12 protein-coding genes are annotated in these 14,619 nt (G+C 64.2%); 7 read left to right on the top strand and 5 right to left on the bottom strand.

All coding sequences use genetic code 11. The annotated features are described in order from the left end of the window. Positions 1 to 34 precede the first annotated feature (34 nt). From ACEN8U_RS05060 to ACEN8U_RS05040, 5 genes are all read right to left on the bottom strand, one after another. Positions 35 to 835 (bottom strand): transglutaminase family protein, encoded by an 801-nt coding sequence (locus tag ACEN8U_RS05060; protein WP_310108458.1) that lies wholly within the window; start codon positions 833 to 835, stop codon positions 35 to 37. A 10-nt stretch (positions 836 to 845) separates the two neighbouring features. Then, positions 846 to 1,796, bottom strand: a complete 951-nt coding sequence (locus ACEN8U_RS05055) for an alpha-E domain-containing protein (protein WP_310108461.1) — start codon at positions 1,794 to 1,796, stop codon at positions 846 to 848. Between the two features lie 139 nt (positions 1,797 to 1,935). Further along, positions 1,936 to 3,345 (bottom strand): circularly permuted type 2 ATP-grasp protein, encoded by a 1,410-nt coding sequence (locus ACEN8U_RS05050; RefSeq protein ID WP_028360692.1) that lies wholly within the window; start codon positions 3,343 to 3,345, stop codon positions 1,936 to 1,938. A gap of 360 nt (positions 3,346 to 3,705) precedes the next feature. After that, positions 3,706 to 4,158: an HU family DNA-binding protein gene (locus tag ACEN8U_RS05045; RefSeq protein WP_013590705.1), complete on the bottom strand. Its 453-nt coding sequence runs from the start codon at positions 4,156 to 4,158 to the stop codon at positions 3,706 to 3,708. 458 nt (positions 4,159 to 4,616) lie between these two features. Next, positions 4,617 to 6,092 (bottom strand): PLP-dependent aminotransferase family protein, encoded by a 1,476-nt coding sequence (locus tag ACEN8U_RS05040; RefSeq protein WP_014972214.1) that lies wholly within the window; start codon positions 6,090 to 6,092, stop codon positions 4,617 to 4,619. Between the two features lie 468 nt (positions 6,093 to 6,560). Here ACEN8U_RS05040 and ACEN8U_RS05035 point away from each other — a divergent pair, with 468 nt between their 5' ends. The 7 genes from ACEN8U_RS05035 to ACEN8U_RS05005 all read left to right on the top strand — a co-directional run bounded on the left by ACEN8U_RS05035 (position 6,561) and on the right by ACEN8U_RS05005 (position 14,559). Next, a complete protein-coding gene (locus tag ACEN8U_RS05035; protein WP_310108464.1) occupies positions 6,561 to 7,133 on the top strand; it encodes a cupin domain-containing protein in 573 nt (190 codons plus the stop codon). Positions 7,134 to 7,305: 172 nt separating this feature from the next. Then, on the top strand, positions 7,306 to 8,934 hold the full coding sequence (locus tag ACEN8U_RS05030) for a peptide ABC transporter substrate-binding protein (protein ID WP_310108467.1): 1,629 nt from the start codon (positions 7,306 to 7,308) through the stop codon (positions 8,932 to 8,934). Positions 8,935 to 8,949: 15 nt separating this feature from the next. Further along, positions 8,950 to 9,888 (top strand): ABC transporter permease subunit, encoded by a 939-nt coding sequence (locus tag ACEN8U_RS05025; RefSeq protein WP_310108469.1) that lies wholly within the window; start codon positions 8,950 to 8,952, stop codon positions 9,886 to 9,888. A 53-nt stretch (positions 9,889 to 9,941) separates the two neighbouring features. After that, on the top strand, positions 9,942 to 10,805 hold the full coding sequence (locus ACEN8U_RS05020) for an ABC transporter permease (RefSeq protein WP_310108789.1): 864 nt from the start codon (positions 9,942 to 9,944) through the stop codon (positions 10,803 to 10,805). Between the two features lies 1 nt (position 10,806). Continuing rightward, positions 10,807 to 11,808, top strand: coding sequence for an ABC transporter ATP-binding protein (locus ACEN8U_RS05015; protein ID WP_310108472.1), 1,002 nt, complete (start codon positions 10,807 to 10,809; stop codon positions 11,806 to 11,808). Next, complete coding sequence (locus tag ACEN8U_RS05010) at positions 11,805 to 12,824, top strand: oligopeptide/dipeptide ABC transporter ATP-binding protein (protein ID WP_310108475.1); 1,020 nt, start codon at positions 11,805 to 11,807, stop codon at positions 12,822 to 12,824. The genes ACEN8U_RS05015 and ACEN8U_RS05010 overlap by 4 nt, the downstream gene beginning before the upstream one ends. A gap of 172 nt (positions 12,825 to 12,996) precedes the next feature. Further along, on the top strand, positions 12,997 to 14,559 hold the full coding sequence (locus ACEN8U_RS05005) for an OprD family outer membrane porin (RefSeq protein WP_413657409.1): 1,563 nt from the start codon (positions 12,997 to 12,999) through the stop codon (positions 14,557 to 14,559). The last annotated feature ends 60 nt before the right edge of the window (positions 14,560 to 14,619 follow it).

Below are 14,619 nucleotides of genomic sequence, written 5' to 3'. Positions count from 1 at the left end.
GTGGCGACTCGCGCGGCGCGAGACCCGGCGCCGCCTACTGCGACATCTGCGCAGTGACGTTGACGGACACCTTCAACTGCTCCTCCCTGCCGCCGATGCGCCGGCCGCGCACCGGCGCCGCCGCCTCGTAATCGCGCGCCACAGCCAGCCTGCAGTACATTTCGCTGGCGAAGGCGGCATGTGTGACATCGATCGACACCCAGCCGGTGCCGTCGAGCCACACGTCCACCCACGCGTGGCTCGCCGCGTGTGCGACGTCGCCCGGTTCGATATAGCCGCTCACGTAGCGCGCCGGGACGCCGCGGGTCCGGCAGCATGCGAGCATCAGATGCGCATGGTCCTGACACACGCCATTGCCGAGCGCGAGCGCCTGCGCCGCCGTGCTGGTCACCTCGGTCACGCCCGGGCTGTACCTGACCTGTTCGACGATCCGCTCGGACAGCGCGATGAGACCGGACGCGCTCCCGAGACTCGGCACCGAGCCGGCCAGTTCGCGAATCGCCGCGTCGGCCTCCGTGAGGCGCGTCGCGCAGGTGAAATGCTCGAGCGGAATCGGACCGGCATCGTCGGGAAGACGGCCGTCCCGCAGCGCAATCGTGTCGACTTCGCCGGCTACGTGCAGGCGAATCTCGCTATGCGGCTTGTTGATGACGAGCGTATGCAGCACGTTGCCGTAGGCGTCGAACGCTGCGTCGAGCTTGCCCGGCGCGTCGATGCTCCAGCGCCGCACAACCTGCGAGGCGCCGCTTGCGGGCGTGAGCCGCAATTGCTGGATCGAGTAATGGACAGTCGCTTCGTAACGATAGGACGTCTCGTGGCGGATTGTCAGGTACATGGAAACTCCGTCAGGCGACTGGCAGCATGAGATAGGTACGCGCGACGAGATTGCCGAGCTCGAACACGCGAGCAAGGAATTGCGTCAGGTACGCGTGCAGGCCGGCTTCGAAAATCTGCCGGATATCCGAATAGAGCAGTTCGGCGCGCAGCTTGCCGGCGAACCGCTCGCACTGGTTCGAGCCCGACGTGCGCAGCATCGCCAGATTCGCGCAGACGCCTTCGAGCGAGGCGAGCAGCGAGCGCGGCATCTGCTGGTTGAGAATCATCAATTCGACGACCCGGGCCGGCGTGACAACGTCGCGATACACCTTGCGATAGATTTCCAGCGCCGACACGGAGCTCAGAATCGAAGTCCAGTAATAGAAGTCTTCGAGCTGGCGCGCGGCGTCGCGCGAATTCGGCTCCACGTCGGCAAAGCGCACGTCGAGAATACGCGCCGTGTTGTCGGCGCGCTCGAGAAACGTGCCGAGCTGCGTGAAGAAGAACGCGTCGTCCTGCAACGCGGTGCCGATCGTCACGCCGCGTGACAGGTGCGAGCGAAACTTGACCCATTCGAACAACGCGCCGGGATTCGCCGCGGCCTGACCGGACGAAATACGCTCGTTGAATTCGAGCCAGGTATCGTTGATCGTCTCCCACCATTCGGTCGTCAAGGTGCCGCGAACGGCACGCGCATTTTCGCGCGCGGCGTGCAAACACGAATGAATACTCGACGGGTTCGTCGCGTCGGCCACCATGAAATCGAGCACGTGTTCGCGCGTCGGCTCGTCATAGCGCTGCGCGAAGGCGGACTCGAGTTCGGAGATGCGCAGCACCGAACGTTGCGCGCGCGCCTCCTGGTCGGGCGTCTGCGGCAGCAAAAGCGCCTTCAGGTTGATGTCGAGCATGCGGGCGGTGTTCTCCGCGCGCTCCATGTAGCGGGCCATCCAGAAGAGGTGATCGGCGGTGCGGCTTAGCATGACGGCGTTCCGTATCTGATGACGCGAGGTCTCTTGAAGTAAAGCTCGCGCTGGTTATCCGTATGCGCCGGCGGCTTTCGATGAGCGCCCCGGCGCGCTGGGTTGCGGGCGCGGCCAGGCCAGCCGCGCGGCAACCGCGTCAGTCGACCATCCACGTGTCTTTGGTCCCGCCTCCCTGCGACGAATTGACGACGAGCGAGCCCTCCTGCAACGCGACCCGGGTCAGTCCGCCCGCGACCATCGTGACCGTCTTGCCCGACAGCACGAACGGACGCAGGTCGATATGGCGCGGCGCAATGCCGGATTCGACGAAGGTCGGGCAAGCGGAAAGCGCCAGGGTGGGTTGCGCGATATAGCCTGCCGGGCGCGCGATCAGACGCTCGCGGAACGCTTCGATCTCCGCCTTCGTCGAGGCGGGCCCGACGAGCATGCCGTAGCCGCCCGCGCCGTGCACTTCCTTGACGACGAGTTCCGGCAGATGCGCGAGCGTGTAGGCAAGATCGTCGGGCTTGCGGCACTGGAACGTGGGCACGTTGTTCAGGATCGGCTTCTCGCCCAGGTAGAACTCGATCATGTCCGGCACGTACGGGTAGATCGATTTGTCGTCGGCGATGCCCGTGCCCATCGCATTGGCGAGCGCGACGCGCCCCGCCCGATACGCGGTCAGCAGGCCGGGCACGCCGAGCGCCGAGTCGTTGCGGAACGCGAGTGGGTCCAGAAAATCGTCGTCGACCCGGCGATAGATCACATCCACCCGCTTGGGCCCCTGCGTCGTGCGCATGAACACATAGTTGTCGTCGACAAAAAGGTCCTTGCCTTCCACCAGCTCGACGCCCATCTGTTGCGCGAGGAACGTGTGCTCGAAATACGCGGAGTTGTACATGCCCGGCGTCAGCACGACGACGACCGGATCGTCGACGCCTTCGGGCGCGACCGAGCGCAGCGTATCGAGCAGAAGATCGGGATAATGCGCGACCGGCGCAATGCGGTTCTGCACGAACAGCTCGGGGAAAAGCCGCATCATCATCTTGCGGTTTTCGAGCATATAGGACACGCCCGACGGCACCCGCAGGTTGTCTTCCAGCACATAGAACTCACCGTCGTCGCCGGCGCGCACCACGTCGACGCCGGCAATATGCGCGTAAACACCGAGCGGCACGTCGACGCCCTGCATTTCCGGCCGGTATTGCGCGTTGGTATAAACCTGGTCCGCGGGCACGATGCCGGCGCGCACGATCTTGCGATCGTGATACACGTCGTGGATAAACAGATTGAGCGCCTGGACGCGCTGACGCAGGCCGGCTTCCAGGGTCTGCCATTCGCCGCGCGGAATGATGCGTGGAATGAGATCGAAGGGAATCAGCCGCTCGGTGCCGGAGAGGTCGCCGTTCACGGCGAACGTAATGCCGACCCGGCGAAACAGCAGGTCGGCTTCCGCACGCTTGCGTGCGATCGCTTCATTGCCCTGCTTCGAGAGCCACCGCTCAAAGCGCGCGTAATGTGGCCGCACGGCATCGTCATGATGACGCATCTCGTCATAGCATCGCATGTCACGCCCCGCTCTTGTTGTCGGATAGAAGGCGAATGCGCTGCGCATTCGGTGTTCGACTTCATTCAAGCAAGCGCTATGCCATTGAGCTTTTAGCGCGCCAAACCGGCAGACATGCACATGAAGCGCGCATCGCAAAGCGTTGCGCTTCGCTGTCATCGTACTGCTGCCGCACACGATGCGCTAGTACAGTGCATAAGCGGCCCCGACGATGCAGCGCGTCGTATTTTGGGGCGTACCGCGCGAGAGAGCGCGGAAGGCAGGCGCCAAAAAAAATCCCCGTGGAGTTGCATCCACGGGGATTCTGACTGCTTGCAATGCTGAGGGCTGAGCCACCCTGAGCAAAGGCGTGAAGCGGACTTAGCCTGCTGCAGCGTCCTTCAGCTTCTTCAGCGCACGTGCCTTGATGCGCACGCTAGCCGGCTTGGCCGGGAACCAGCGCTCTTCGCCCGTGAACGGGTCTTTGCCGAAGCGCTTTTTCTTGGCCGGCACGGCTTGCACGACGATCTTCAGAAGACCCGACAGCGTGAATTCGCCGGCGCCCTTCTTATGCACTGCGCCGAGGATCGTGTCTTCGAGCGCGGCCAGAACGGCCTTGGCAGCCTTCGGTTCGACCGCTGCGCGTTCAGCAACGTGTGCAGCCAGCGAGGCCTTCGTGAAGGTGTCCTTGATCGGCGACGGTGCGCCGGACGCCTTCACGGCGACCTTCTTAGCTGCGGGAGCTTTCTTCGCAGGGACTTTCTTTGCAGCAACCTTCTTGGTCGGTACCGGGGCAGCAGCCTTCTTGGCCACCTTTTTTGCGGAAGTCGGCATGTTTCTCCTACCTGTTGTGGTCAGTGAATTGCACGAAGCGCACACCGTATGCGCACGCTTCAACGCCGGATTCTACAAGCGCTCATGCGATTTGCGCGACTCTTTTGTGTATCAGGGCACAGGTTTGTTGCGCGGCGCAGACTGCCGAACTCATTTTGAGCCTTGTTTCAGGGGCTAAACTGCTTCTGCGCACCCGGCAACACCGATTCGTAAAGTGCGTTACAAGCGATTTCAACCCCTGTGTAGCGGCACATTCTGCGGGGCGGCCACCGCTGTGTGCGCCGTCGCGGGAACATTTTTAACGCTTTGGACAGGCCGTTTGCGCTACGCGCGAGTCCTTTGCGCGCCATGTCGCTCGCTCGCGAATCGAGCCTCGGACAGAGCCTTCGGGTAACTCCGCATTGGCCGCGCCACATGAGCCGTTGCAACGTCACGGCGCCGGGCGCGCTTGCAGGCGGCTATGAAGGGAGTCGCGGCAGGATGTCCGCGAGCTTCTGCAACGCAGCGTCGATATGTTGCCCGGCAATGTTGCCGTAGCCGAAGATCAGACCCGCCTGCGGTTTCGCGCGCTGATAGAACGGCGACAGTCCATACAGACCGATCGACGCGTCGCGCGCGGCCGTCACCACCGCCTGCTCCGTGAGCGGCGCCCGCAAGCGCGCCGCGAGATGGATGCCGGCCGTCGGCACGATCGGCTCGAACCACGGCGCGAGCGGGCCTTGCAGATGCGAAAGCAGCGTCGCACGCCGCGCCGCATAGGTCTTGTGCATGCGCCGCAGGTGCTTGGCGAAATCGCCGTTCAGCATGAACGAGGCAAGCGCGGTTTGCGTGAGTGTGCAGCCGTGCCAGTCCGCGATCTGGCGGGCCTTGAAAAGCGGCCTGAACAGCGATGCCGGCGGCACCACGTAGCCGACTCGCAGCTCGGGAAAAATGGTTTTGGAAAACGTGCCCACATAGGCGACGAGTCCTGCACGGTCGAGACTTTTCAGCGGCTCCATCGGCCGGCCTTCAAAACGGTACTCGCAGTCGTAGTCGTCCTCGATAATCACGGCCCCGCGTTTTTGCGCCCATTCCAGCAGTTCGACGCGGCGCTCGAGACTCATCGGCATGCCGAGCGGAAACTGATGCGACGGCGTCACGTAGACGAGCCGCGCGTTGTCCGGCAATTTGCCGACGATTAAACCCTCGCGGTCGACCGGCACGTGCGCCACGCGCGCGCCGGTTGCCGTGAAGCACGCATGCGCAGGCGGATAACCGGGATCTTCGATAGCGGCCACTTCGCCGGGCCCGAGCGTGACGCGCGCGAGCAGGTCGAGCGCGTGCTGCGCGCCTTGCGTCACGATCACTTCTTCCCAGTTGCTGGACACCGCGCGATTGAACGCGAGGTAGCGCGAAATCGCGAGCCGCAATTCCTGTTCGCCCGCCGCGTCGCGATAAGTGCCGGGGCCGCGCGCTTGCGTACGCAGCGCGTGGTTCACGCAACGGCGCCAGGCGTCGAACGGGAACAACGTCTTGTCAGTGGCCCCGCCGACGAAATCGTGCGGCGATGCCACGGAAGGCCGCGGCATCGGCAGGCTGTCGGGCATCTGCTCCCACAGCGGTTGGGCGCGCGCGGCGTCGCTCTTCGTCTTCGCAGGTTCGCGCGACGAAGCGGCCGCGCGCGCATGAGGCGAGCGCTCGGCCGGCAGGCGCTCCAGACCGTCGGCCACGAAGGTGCCCGAACCGGCCCGCGCAGTGAGATAACCCTCCGAAAGAAGCCGCTCGAAAACATCGAGCGTGGTCTTGCGCGAGACGCCGAGCTGCGCGGCGAGATCGCGCGTGGACGGCAAACGCGTGCCGCCGGCGAGGCGCCCCTCCAGGATACCGGCGCGCAACTGCCGATAGATCTGCCCGGAGAGGTCGTGATGCCCTTGAACGGCGATGTGGATTTCCATTCTGACTGGCTACCTGTTATGTCCACGCCATGATACTTCCGCGTGGCCAATGGCAGCTGCCCCCTTGACGCGTCGCCGCCGGTGCTACGTGGGCGGTACCCCGCGCAATGGTCCTCGATTCGCAGCGCCACACGGCAGACCGTGCGCGTGCCGACAATCGCGTGCGTCCGGCGCGAACCGGCGCATCGCCGAAGGCAACTCTGCTTGCTACGGCCGCCCGCCTATCCACCGCGCATAGAGACAGACACCGCCTAATCGTGTCACGTCCCTTTCCGAAGAAAGCCGCGGCATTTCCGCATTGCCGGCCGCATCGGCTGAGCGTCTTGTAGCTTCTGGCAACATAGCGTGTTGTCTCGAAAATGGCGGTGGGTTTGAAGCCGGGGTCTCAGGCCCGCAGTCCCGGCAAGGCCGGATCAAACCATATTTGCTTATATCAAACAAATTTTGACGGGCTAATTTCCTCCTGCTATGGTCACGACAATTCATAAGAGCAATGCGGCACTCGAAGTAGGCAGCAAGATCCGCGCGCTGCGGCACCGGCTGAAGCGCACGCTGGACGACACGGCAACCGCGGCGGGCATTTCCAAGCCGTTTTTGTCGCAGGTGGAACGGGGTCTCGCATCGCCTTCCATCACGTCGCTGGCCGGCATCGCTCACGCGCTCGGGGTCACGGTGCAGTACTTCGTCGACACACCGAGCGAAGAGCGCTCGGTGAGCCGCGGCGATCAGCTGAAGTTTTTCGGTTTCGCGGACTCCGCCAATCTGTTCGCGCGCCTGACCAACGTGACAGGCGGCCGGCAGCTCGAGGCGATCCTCGTGAAGATGCCGCCGGGGCAAAAGCGTTCGGAGGTCACGACGCACGCCGGTGAAGAGTTTTTGTATGTGATCGACGGCGAAGTGTCGTTGACGCTGGAAGGCAAGACGTTTGTTCTGCGTGCAGGAGACAGCGCGCATTACGAATCGACGGTGCCGCACAGCTGGATGAACACCGCGCGCGTGGAGTCGGTGGTGGTCTGGGTGGGCACACCGAGGCTGTTTTAAAGAAGCAGGCTAACTTTCCCGGTTCATCCGGCAGGACAGCCTGCATTACTAAATGTAAGGATTCCTGCATGTTGGACAAACAACAAGGGCCGCCCCGGCCCGAACAAAGCAGATAGCCAGGCGCATTGACGCCGGCGCTTTCTTCTCTCGACCTTTCCTGCGATCTGAACCGATGAAAACCCCGTTTGCCTACGCGACGGCGCTGAGTGCGCTCGTCCTCAGCTTTACCTCGTCCTTTGCACCTTCCGCTTTTGCCGTCACCGTGCCGGCCGGCGTCACGCTCGCGGCCAGCCAGGAAATGACCCGGCAGGTGCCGGGGGAAACCGAGTCGCTCGATCCGGCGCACATCGAATCCTGGACCGGCAATACGATCGCGCTCGACCTCTTCGAGGGCCTCACGCGCATCGACGCCGCCGGCGCGATCGTGCCCGGCGTCGCGCAGTCGTGGACGCGCACCGGCCCCGACACATGGGTGTTCAAGCTGCGCCATGATGCCCGCTGGAGCAATGGGCAGCCCGTCACCGCAAACGATTTCGTGTACGCATGGCAGCGCGTGCTCGACCCGAAAACCGGCTCCAAGTACACCGTGCTCGTCGAATTCGTGAAGAACGCCAAGGCGATTCTCGCCGGCAAGGCGCCGCTCTCGAGCCTGGGCGTGCGCGCCGCCGACCCGTACACGCTCGAAGTCACCACCGAGGTGCCCGCTGCCTTTTTCCCGCAACTCGTCGCCATGACGACTATGGCCCCGGTCAACCGCGACGTCGTGACGAAATTCGGCGGCGACTGGACGCGGCCGGGCAACTTCGTCGGCAATGGCCCGTACACGCTCGCCGACTGGCAGCCGGGCAACCGGCTCGTCGGCACGAAGAGCAAGACGTACTGGAACGCGAGCAAGGTCGTGATCACGAAAGTGACCTATCTGCCGATTGAAAACGACGAAACCGCCATGCGCATGTATCAGGCGGGCCAGTTCGACTACACCTATTCGATTCCGTCCGGCATCTACGCGCAGGTGAGCAAGCAGTTCGGCGCCGAGCTGAAAACCGGCCTGCAGATCGCCACTTACTACTACAGCCTGAACAACGAAGATCCGCTGTTCAAGGACAAGCGCGTGCGTCAGGCGCTTTCCATGGTGCTCGACCGCGATCTGCTCACGCAGCGCCTGACGGCCGACGGCGAGCTGCCCATGTACGGCCTCATCTCCAAAGGCACGCAAGGCGCAGCCGTATTCAAGCCGGACTGGGCAAGCTGGCCGATGGAAAAGCGCGTGGACTATGCCCGCAATCTGCTGAGAAGCGCCGGCTATTCCGACGCGAAGCCGCTCACGTTCACGCTCACCTACAACACGAACGATCTGCACAAGAAGGTCGCGCTCTTTGCGACGTCCGAATGGCGCACCAGGCTCGGGGTCAACGCAAAGCTCGAAAACGTCGAATACAAAGTGTTGCTCAAGCAGCGCCATGACGGCAAGGTGCAGGCGTCGCGCGACGGCTGGTTCGTCGACTATAACGACGCCATGTCGTATTTCGATCTGATCCGCTGCAACAGCGTGCAGAACGATCAGCGCTACTGCAATCCTCAAGTGGACAAGATCGTCGACGAAGCCAACCAGCAGCTCGACGACGCCAAACGCACCGCGCTCCTCACCGAGGCACACACCATGGCGATGAACGACTACCCGATGGTGCCGCTCTTCCAGTACTCGGCGGTGCGGCTCGTCAAGCCGTACGTGGGCGGCTACACGTCGACCAACTACGTCGACCAGCGCGCCACGCAGGACATGTACCTGATCAAGCACTAAGCGCGGAGCACCGACATGCTGGCCTATACGCTGCGCCGCACGCTGTGGGCGATCCCGACGATTCTCGCCGTGATCACCGCGTGCTATCTGCTGCTGCATCTCACGCCGGGTGGCCCGTTCGACACCGAGCGGCAACTGTCGGCGGCCGTGCTCGCGAACCTGAACGCGAAGTATCACCTCGACGAACCGCTGTGGCTGCAGTATCTCCACTACCTCGGCTCGCTGCTGCGCGGCGATCTCGGGCCGTCGTTCCGCTACGCCGACTGGTCGGTCAACGACCTCGTCTGGAAAGCGTTGCCGGTGAGCCTCGGCGTCGGCGGCGTGTCGGTGCCGATCGCTGTCGTGATCGGCGTCGCGCTCGGCACGCTCGCCGCCGTGCGCCGCGACCGTTTCGTCGATCACGCGGTGATGGTGCTCGGCAATATCGGCAACGTGGTGCCGCCTTTCGTGCTCGGGCCCGTGCTCGTGTGGATCTTCGCGATCCTGTTGAAAACCTCCGAAGGCCAGGGCTGGCTGCCGGCCGGCGGCTGGGGCGAAGGCGAATGGCGCTATCGCGTGCTGCCGATCGTGCTGGTCACCTTCATCAACGTCGCGGCGATTGCGCGTGTCATGCGCGGCAGCATGATCGAAGTGCTGTCCGGCAACTTCATCCGCACCGCGCGCGCCAAGGGCTTGCCGGGCCGCACGATCGTCTTGCGTCACGCGCTCAAGCCGGCGCTCATGCCCGTCGTCTCGCTACTCGGCTCGCTTTGCATTTCGTCGATCACCGCGGCTGTCGTGACCGAGTCGGTTTTCGCGCTGCCGGGCCTCGGGCAACTGGTGGTGAACGGCGCGATCAATCGCGATTACACGCTCGTGCTCGGTCTCGTCGTGCTGACGACCGCCGCCGCTGTGCTCTTCAACCTGCTGGTCGACCTCGCCTATGCGTGGCTCGACCCGCGCATCCGGTACTGATCATGGCCCGCTCTCTTCAATCGACTGCCGCGGCACGCAACCCGCTCGCCGCCATGACCGGCGCTGCGCGCTCGCGCGGCCCGCTTGCCCGCGCCGCCGCGCGCTTCGTTCGCAACCGCGCGGCGTTCGCGAGCAGCGTCGTGCTGTTGCTGATCGTGCTCGCCTGCGTGGCCGGGCCCTGGCTCCTGCCCAATGGTCCGATCGACAGCGACTGGTCCGCAATCAGCCTGCCGCCGACATGGCAGAACATGCACTGGTTCGGCACCGACGAACTCGGCCGCGACCTGCTCGCGCGCACGCTGCAAGGCGGGCGCGTGTCGCTCGAAGTCGGACTGCTCGGCACGCTCGTGTCCGGGCTGATCGGCGTCGCGTATGGCGCAACCGCCGGTTATCTCGGCGGTCGCGTCGACGCGGTGATGATGCGCATCGTCGACATGATGTACGCGATTCCCTACATGCTGATCGCGATTCTGATGATGACCCTGTTCGGCCGCGCGTTCTATCTCGTCGTGCTCACCATCAGCGCGTTCTCGTGGCTCGACATGGCGCGGGTGGTGCGCGGCCAGACGCTGTCGCTGCGTTCGCGCGAATTCATCGACGCCGCCAAAGCCATCGGCGTGAGTTCGCGCTCGATCATCGCGCGGCATATCGTGCCGAACCTGTTCGGCGTCGTGGTCGTGTACGCAAGCGTGACCGTGCCGAACATCGTGCTCACCGAATCCGTGCTGTCGTTCCTCGGCCTCGGCGTGCAGGAACCCATGACCAGCTGGGGCGTGCTGATTCAGGACGGCGCGCAGAAGCTCGAGTCCATGCCGTGGCTGCTGCTCTGCCCGGCTCTAATGTTGTGCGTCACGCTCTACTGCGTGAATTTCGTCGGCGACGGTCTGCGCGACGCATTCGATCCCAAGGACCGCTGACATGCCGCTACTCGAAGTCAAAGATCTCAGCGTGCGCTTTACGCGCCGCGAAGGCGCGCCCGTCGACGCGGTGCAGCGCGTATCGTTTTCGCTCGAAGCAGGCCGCACCCTCGGCATTGTCGGCGAATCGGGTTCGGGAAAGAGCCAGACGGTGATGGCGCTCCTCGGTCTGCTCGCGGGCAACGGCCAGGTGTCGGGCGAAGCGCTCTATCGCGGCGACAATCTGCTCGCCATGAATGAAGCCGCGCTCAACAGGATTCGCGGCGACCGCATCGGCATGATTTTTCAGGACCCGATGACCTCGCTCAATCCGTTCCTGACGATCGAGCGGCAAATGACGGAGACGCTGCAACTGCATCGCAAGATGTCGCGGCGCGAGGCGCGCCGCCGCGCGATCGAAGCGCTGGAGTCGGTGCGCATTCCCGATGCCGCACGCCGCATCGGCATGTATCCGCACGAGTTTTCCGGCGGCATGCGGCAACGCGTGATGATCGCCATGGCGCTGCTGTCGGAGCCCGAAATCCTGATCGCCGACGAACCCACCACCGCGCTCGACGTCACCGTGCAGGCGCAGATCATCGAGTTGCTGCGCGAGCTGAATCGCGAGCGCGGCACCGCGATCATTCTGATCACGCACGACATGGGCGTCGTTGCCGGTCTATGCGACGACGTGATGGTGATGTACGCCGGCCAGACCGTCGAGCAGGCGAGCGCCGCCACGCTCTTTGCCGCGCCGACGCATCCGTACACGCGCGGGCTGCTCAACGCACTGCCGCGCCTCACCGACGACAGCGACGACGAACGCCCCCTGCAAACCATTCCCGGCAACCCGCCGCTGCCCGGCGAAGCGGGCGCGGGCTGCGCGTTCGCGCCGCGCTGCACGTATTGCAGCGACGCATGCCGCGAATCGCGTCCCGTGCTCGTTGCAACGGCGAACGACCCGCGGGCGCGGCGCGCCTGCCATCGTCCGGCGGCCGACATCCTGGAGGCACAACACGTATGAACGCGACATCCGTTGCAAGCAACGAAGCGACCACCCTGCTCTCGGTCGAACAGCTCAAGGTGCAATTCGGCGTGCCGCGCGGCGGCTACCCGTGGTCGGGCAAGGCGACACTGCGCGCCGTGGACGGCGTCTCGTTCAGCGTGCGGCGCGGCGAGACAGTGGGGCTTGTCGGTGAATCGGGCTGCGGCAAGTCGACGCTCGCGCGCGCGATCATCGGACTCGCCCCCGTCGCAAGCGGCAGCGTGCGCTGGCTCGGCAACGAGACGGTGTTGCCTGCGGGGCGTCGCGATACGAGCCGCCTGCGCCGCGACGTGCAGATGATTTTCCAGGACCCGCTAGCGTCGCTCGATCCGCGCATGACGATCGAACAGGTCGTCGCAGAGCCGCTCGTTGCGCACGGCAGACAGCTTGCGCGTGCCGACGTGCAGCGCCGGGTGCTGACCATGCTGGAGCGCGTGGGTCTGAATGCGCAGCATATGCGCCGCTATCCGCATGAGTTTTCCGGTGGTCAATGTCAGCGCGTCGGCATTGCGCGCGCGTTGATCGGCGAACCGCAACTCGTGATTTGCGACGAACCGGTATCCGCGCTGGATGTGTCGATCCAGGCGCAGATCGTCAACCTGCTGCGCGATCTGCAGCGCGAGTTGTCGCTTTCGCTCATTTTCGTCGCGCACGACCTCGCGGTCGTCAAGGCAATCAGCCACCGCGTGCTCGTCATGTATCTCGGTCGCGTCATGGAATTCGGCGACAAGCGCGACGTGTACGGCACGCCGCGTCATCCGTACACGCGCGCGTTGCTCTCCGCCGTGCCGGTGCCCGATCCGGCAGTGGAGCGCGCGCGGCGCCATCTGCTGTTGCGCGGCGAGATTGCGTCGCCGCTGAATCCGCCTTCCGGCTGCGCATTTCGCACGCGCTGCCCCGATGCGCTCGACGCCTGTGCGGCACAGATTCCGCCGCCTGTCACGCACGGCTCAAACGCGACGCGGGTGGCCTGCATTCGTGTCGGCGACGGCTAAACCTGCCGCCTTTAACCGAAGTACAAGCACAACCCTAACGACCCGATTCTCCGGCGCGGCGGTCTCGCCGCGCCGTTGGATTCGCTCGTCCTGCAATCCGCAAGACGGGCGATTAGCGTGGACTGGCTAACCGCCGGCCGAAGTTTCATCACCATTGCCGAGACATCCTTTAATGAAAAACAACACACCACGAACCCGGTCGAAAAAGTCCGGAGTCACCGCCGCGATCTGCTGTGCCTTCACCGTTCCCGCGCTGGCTATCGCCGCGAACGCCTACGCCGACGACAGCGTGACGCCGCCCGCGCCCGAAGCGAGCAACGCCGCGCCCGCCGCGCAAGCGTTGTCGTCGCCCGCGCAAGTGTCGCAGGCTCAACCTGCAAACAAGCGCCGCGCGGATCAGGGCGGCCAGATCCGCAACGATCAGCCGGATACGACGAACGCCCTCGTCAACGCGGAAGCTTCTCAAACCGTCACGCCGCCCGAGCCGCCGTCGAGCCAGGCCGCGAGTAAGGGCTTTATTGCGGATAGCCATTTGAATCTGCAATTGCGCAATTACGCGGATTACTTCCAGGCGCCGCCCAACCTCTACCGCCATGCGTGGGTGCAAGGTGCTCAGGTGAACTATGAATCGGGCTTCACGCAAGGGCTCGTCGGCTTCGGCGTGGATGCGTCGCTATTCGGCGCATTCAAGCTCGACGGCGGCAACGGCGCGGGCAACATGGTGCACGTCGGCAAAAGCGGCGGCGGCTCGCAGCAGCTCGCGTGGGCGTACCCGGGCATGTACGACATCAAGGGACGCATTTCAGAAACGGTCGTCAAATACGGCTTGCAGGGCGTGACGAATCCGTTTCTCGAGCCGCACGACAACCGCGCGTTGCCGCCCACTTTCCTCGGCGTCTCGGTCGTCAGCAACGATCTGGTTCACACCACGCTCGAGGCCGGCAGCTTCACCAAGGTCGACGCACGCGGCCACACGAACCTCACCAATCTGACCACCTCGTACGGCGGCACGCGCATCGACCGGCTGACGTATCTGGGCGGCACCTGGCACTATGCGAAGAACGGCGAGATGTCGCTTTACGTCGACCAGGCGGACGATGTCTGGCGTCAGTACTACGGTTCGGTCTCGCAGTCGTTCGGCGATCCGACCACGATCAAGTGGAGCGGGCTCGCCAACATCTACTCGACGCACGACACCGGCGCGTCGCGCCAAGGGCACATCAACAGCAATGCGTATAGCCTCTCCGTGTCCGCGCAACACGGGCCGCATGCGCTGCTGCTCGGCTATCAGCAGGTGCTCGGCGACCAGTTCTTCGACTACGTGAACGAGACCAACGGCATCTATCTGACCAACTCGATGGACGTCGACTACAACGCGCCGCACGAGCAATCGCTGCAATTGCGCTATACGTTCGACGGAAAATACGCGGGCGTGCCCGGACTCAAGGCGATGTTGTGGGGCGCGTACGGCTGGGGCGCCGATGCATCGGCGGGCGCTGCGGAGAATGCGTCGCCGAGCGCCGCGCTGCACGATCTGTACTGGAAGAACGGCCAGCCCGTGCACGGCCATCATCACGAGTTCGGCTTCATTCCGAGCTATACGCTGCAAAGCGGCCGCTTCAAGGACACGAAGGTCACGTTCATCGCCATGTGGCACAACGGCAGCGCTTACTACTCGGACGGCAACAACATGGAATACCGTCTGGTCGTGAATGTGCCGGTGAAAGTGTTCTGAGCGCCGCGCACGCGCGCCGCAAGAAGACCGGAAGGCGTCACGTCGCGCATATCCGTGCGT

It is taken from the genome of Paraburkholderia phenoliruptrix (genome assembly GCF_047325075.1).
In the GTDB taxonomy this organism is placed as follows: Bacteria; Pseudomonadota; Gammaproteobacteria; order Burkholderiales; family Burkholderiaceae; genus Paraburkholderia; species Paraburkholderia phenoliruptrix.
Note: the sequence above shows the minus strand (reverse complement) of the source record. Positions and strands in the feature narration are given on the sequence as shown.

Coding starts and splice junctions, on each gene's coding strand:
- ACEN8U_RS05035 (WP_310108464.1), top strand. CDS start 6,561: ATGGTCACGACAATTCATAAGAGCAATGCGGCACTCGAAGTAGGCAGC.
- ACEN8U_RS05055 (WP_310108461.1), bottom strand. CDS start 1,796: ATGCTAAGCCGCACCGCCGATCACCTCTTCTGGATGGCCCGCTACATG.
- ACEN8U_RS05030 (WP_310108467.1), top strand. CDS start 7,306: ATGAAAACCCCGTTTGCCTACGCGACGGCGCTGAGTGCGCTCGTCCTC.
- ACEN8U_RS05015 (WP_310108472.1), top strand. CDS start 10,807: ATGCCGCTACTCGAAGTCAAAGATCTCAGCGTGCGCTTTACGCGCCGC.
- ACEN8U_RS05025 (WP_310108469.1), top strand. CDS start 8,950: ATGCTGGCCTATACGCTGCGCCGCACGCTGTGGGCGATCCCGACGATT.
- ACEN8U_RS05020 (WP_310108789.1), top strand. CDS start 9,942: ATGACCGGCGCTGCGCGCTCGCGCGGCCCGCTTGCCCGCGCCGCCGCG.
- ACEN8U_RS05050 (WP_028360692.1), bottom strand. CDS start 3,345: ATGCGATGCTATGACGAGATGCGTCATCATGACGATGCCGTGCGGCCA.
- ACEN8U_RS05060 (WP_310108458.1), bottom strand. CDS start 835: ATGTACCTGACAATCCGCCACGAGACGTCCTATCGTTACGAAGCGACT.
- ACEN8U_RS05040 (WP_014972214.1), bottom strand. CDS start 6,092: ATGGAAATCCACATCGCCGTTCAAGGGCATCACGACCTCTCCGGGCAG.
- ACEN8U_RS05045 (WP_013590705.1), bottom strand. CDS start 4,158: ATGCCGACTTCCGCAAAAAAGGTGGCCAAGAAGGCTGCTGCCCCGGTA.
- ACEN8U_RS05005 (WP_413657409.1), top strand. CDS start 12,997: ATGAAAAACAACACACCACGAACCCGGTCGAAAAAGTCCGGAGTCACC.
- ACEN8U_RS05010 (WP_310108475.1), top strand. CDS start 11,805: ATGAACGCGACATCCGTTGCAAGCAACGAAGCGACCACCCTGCTCTCG.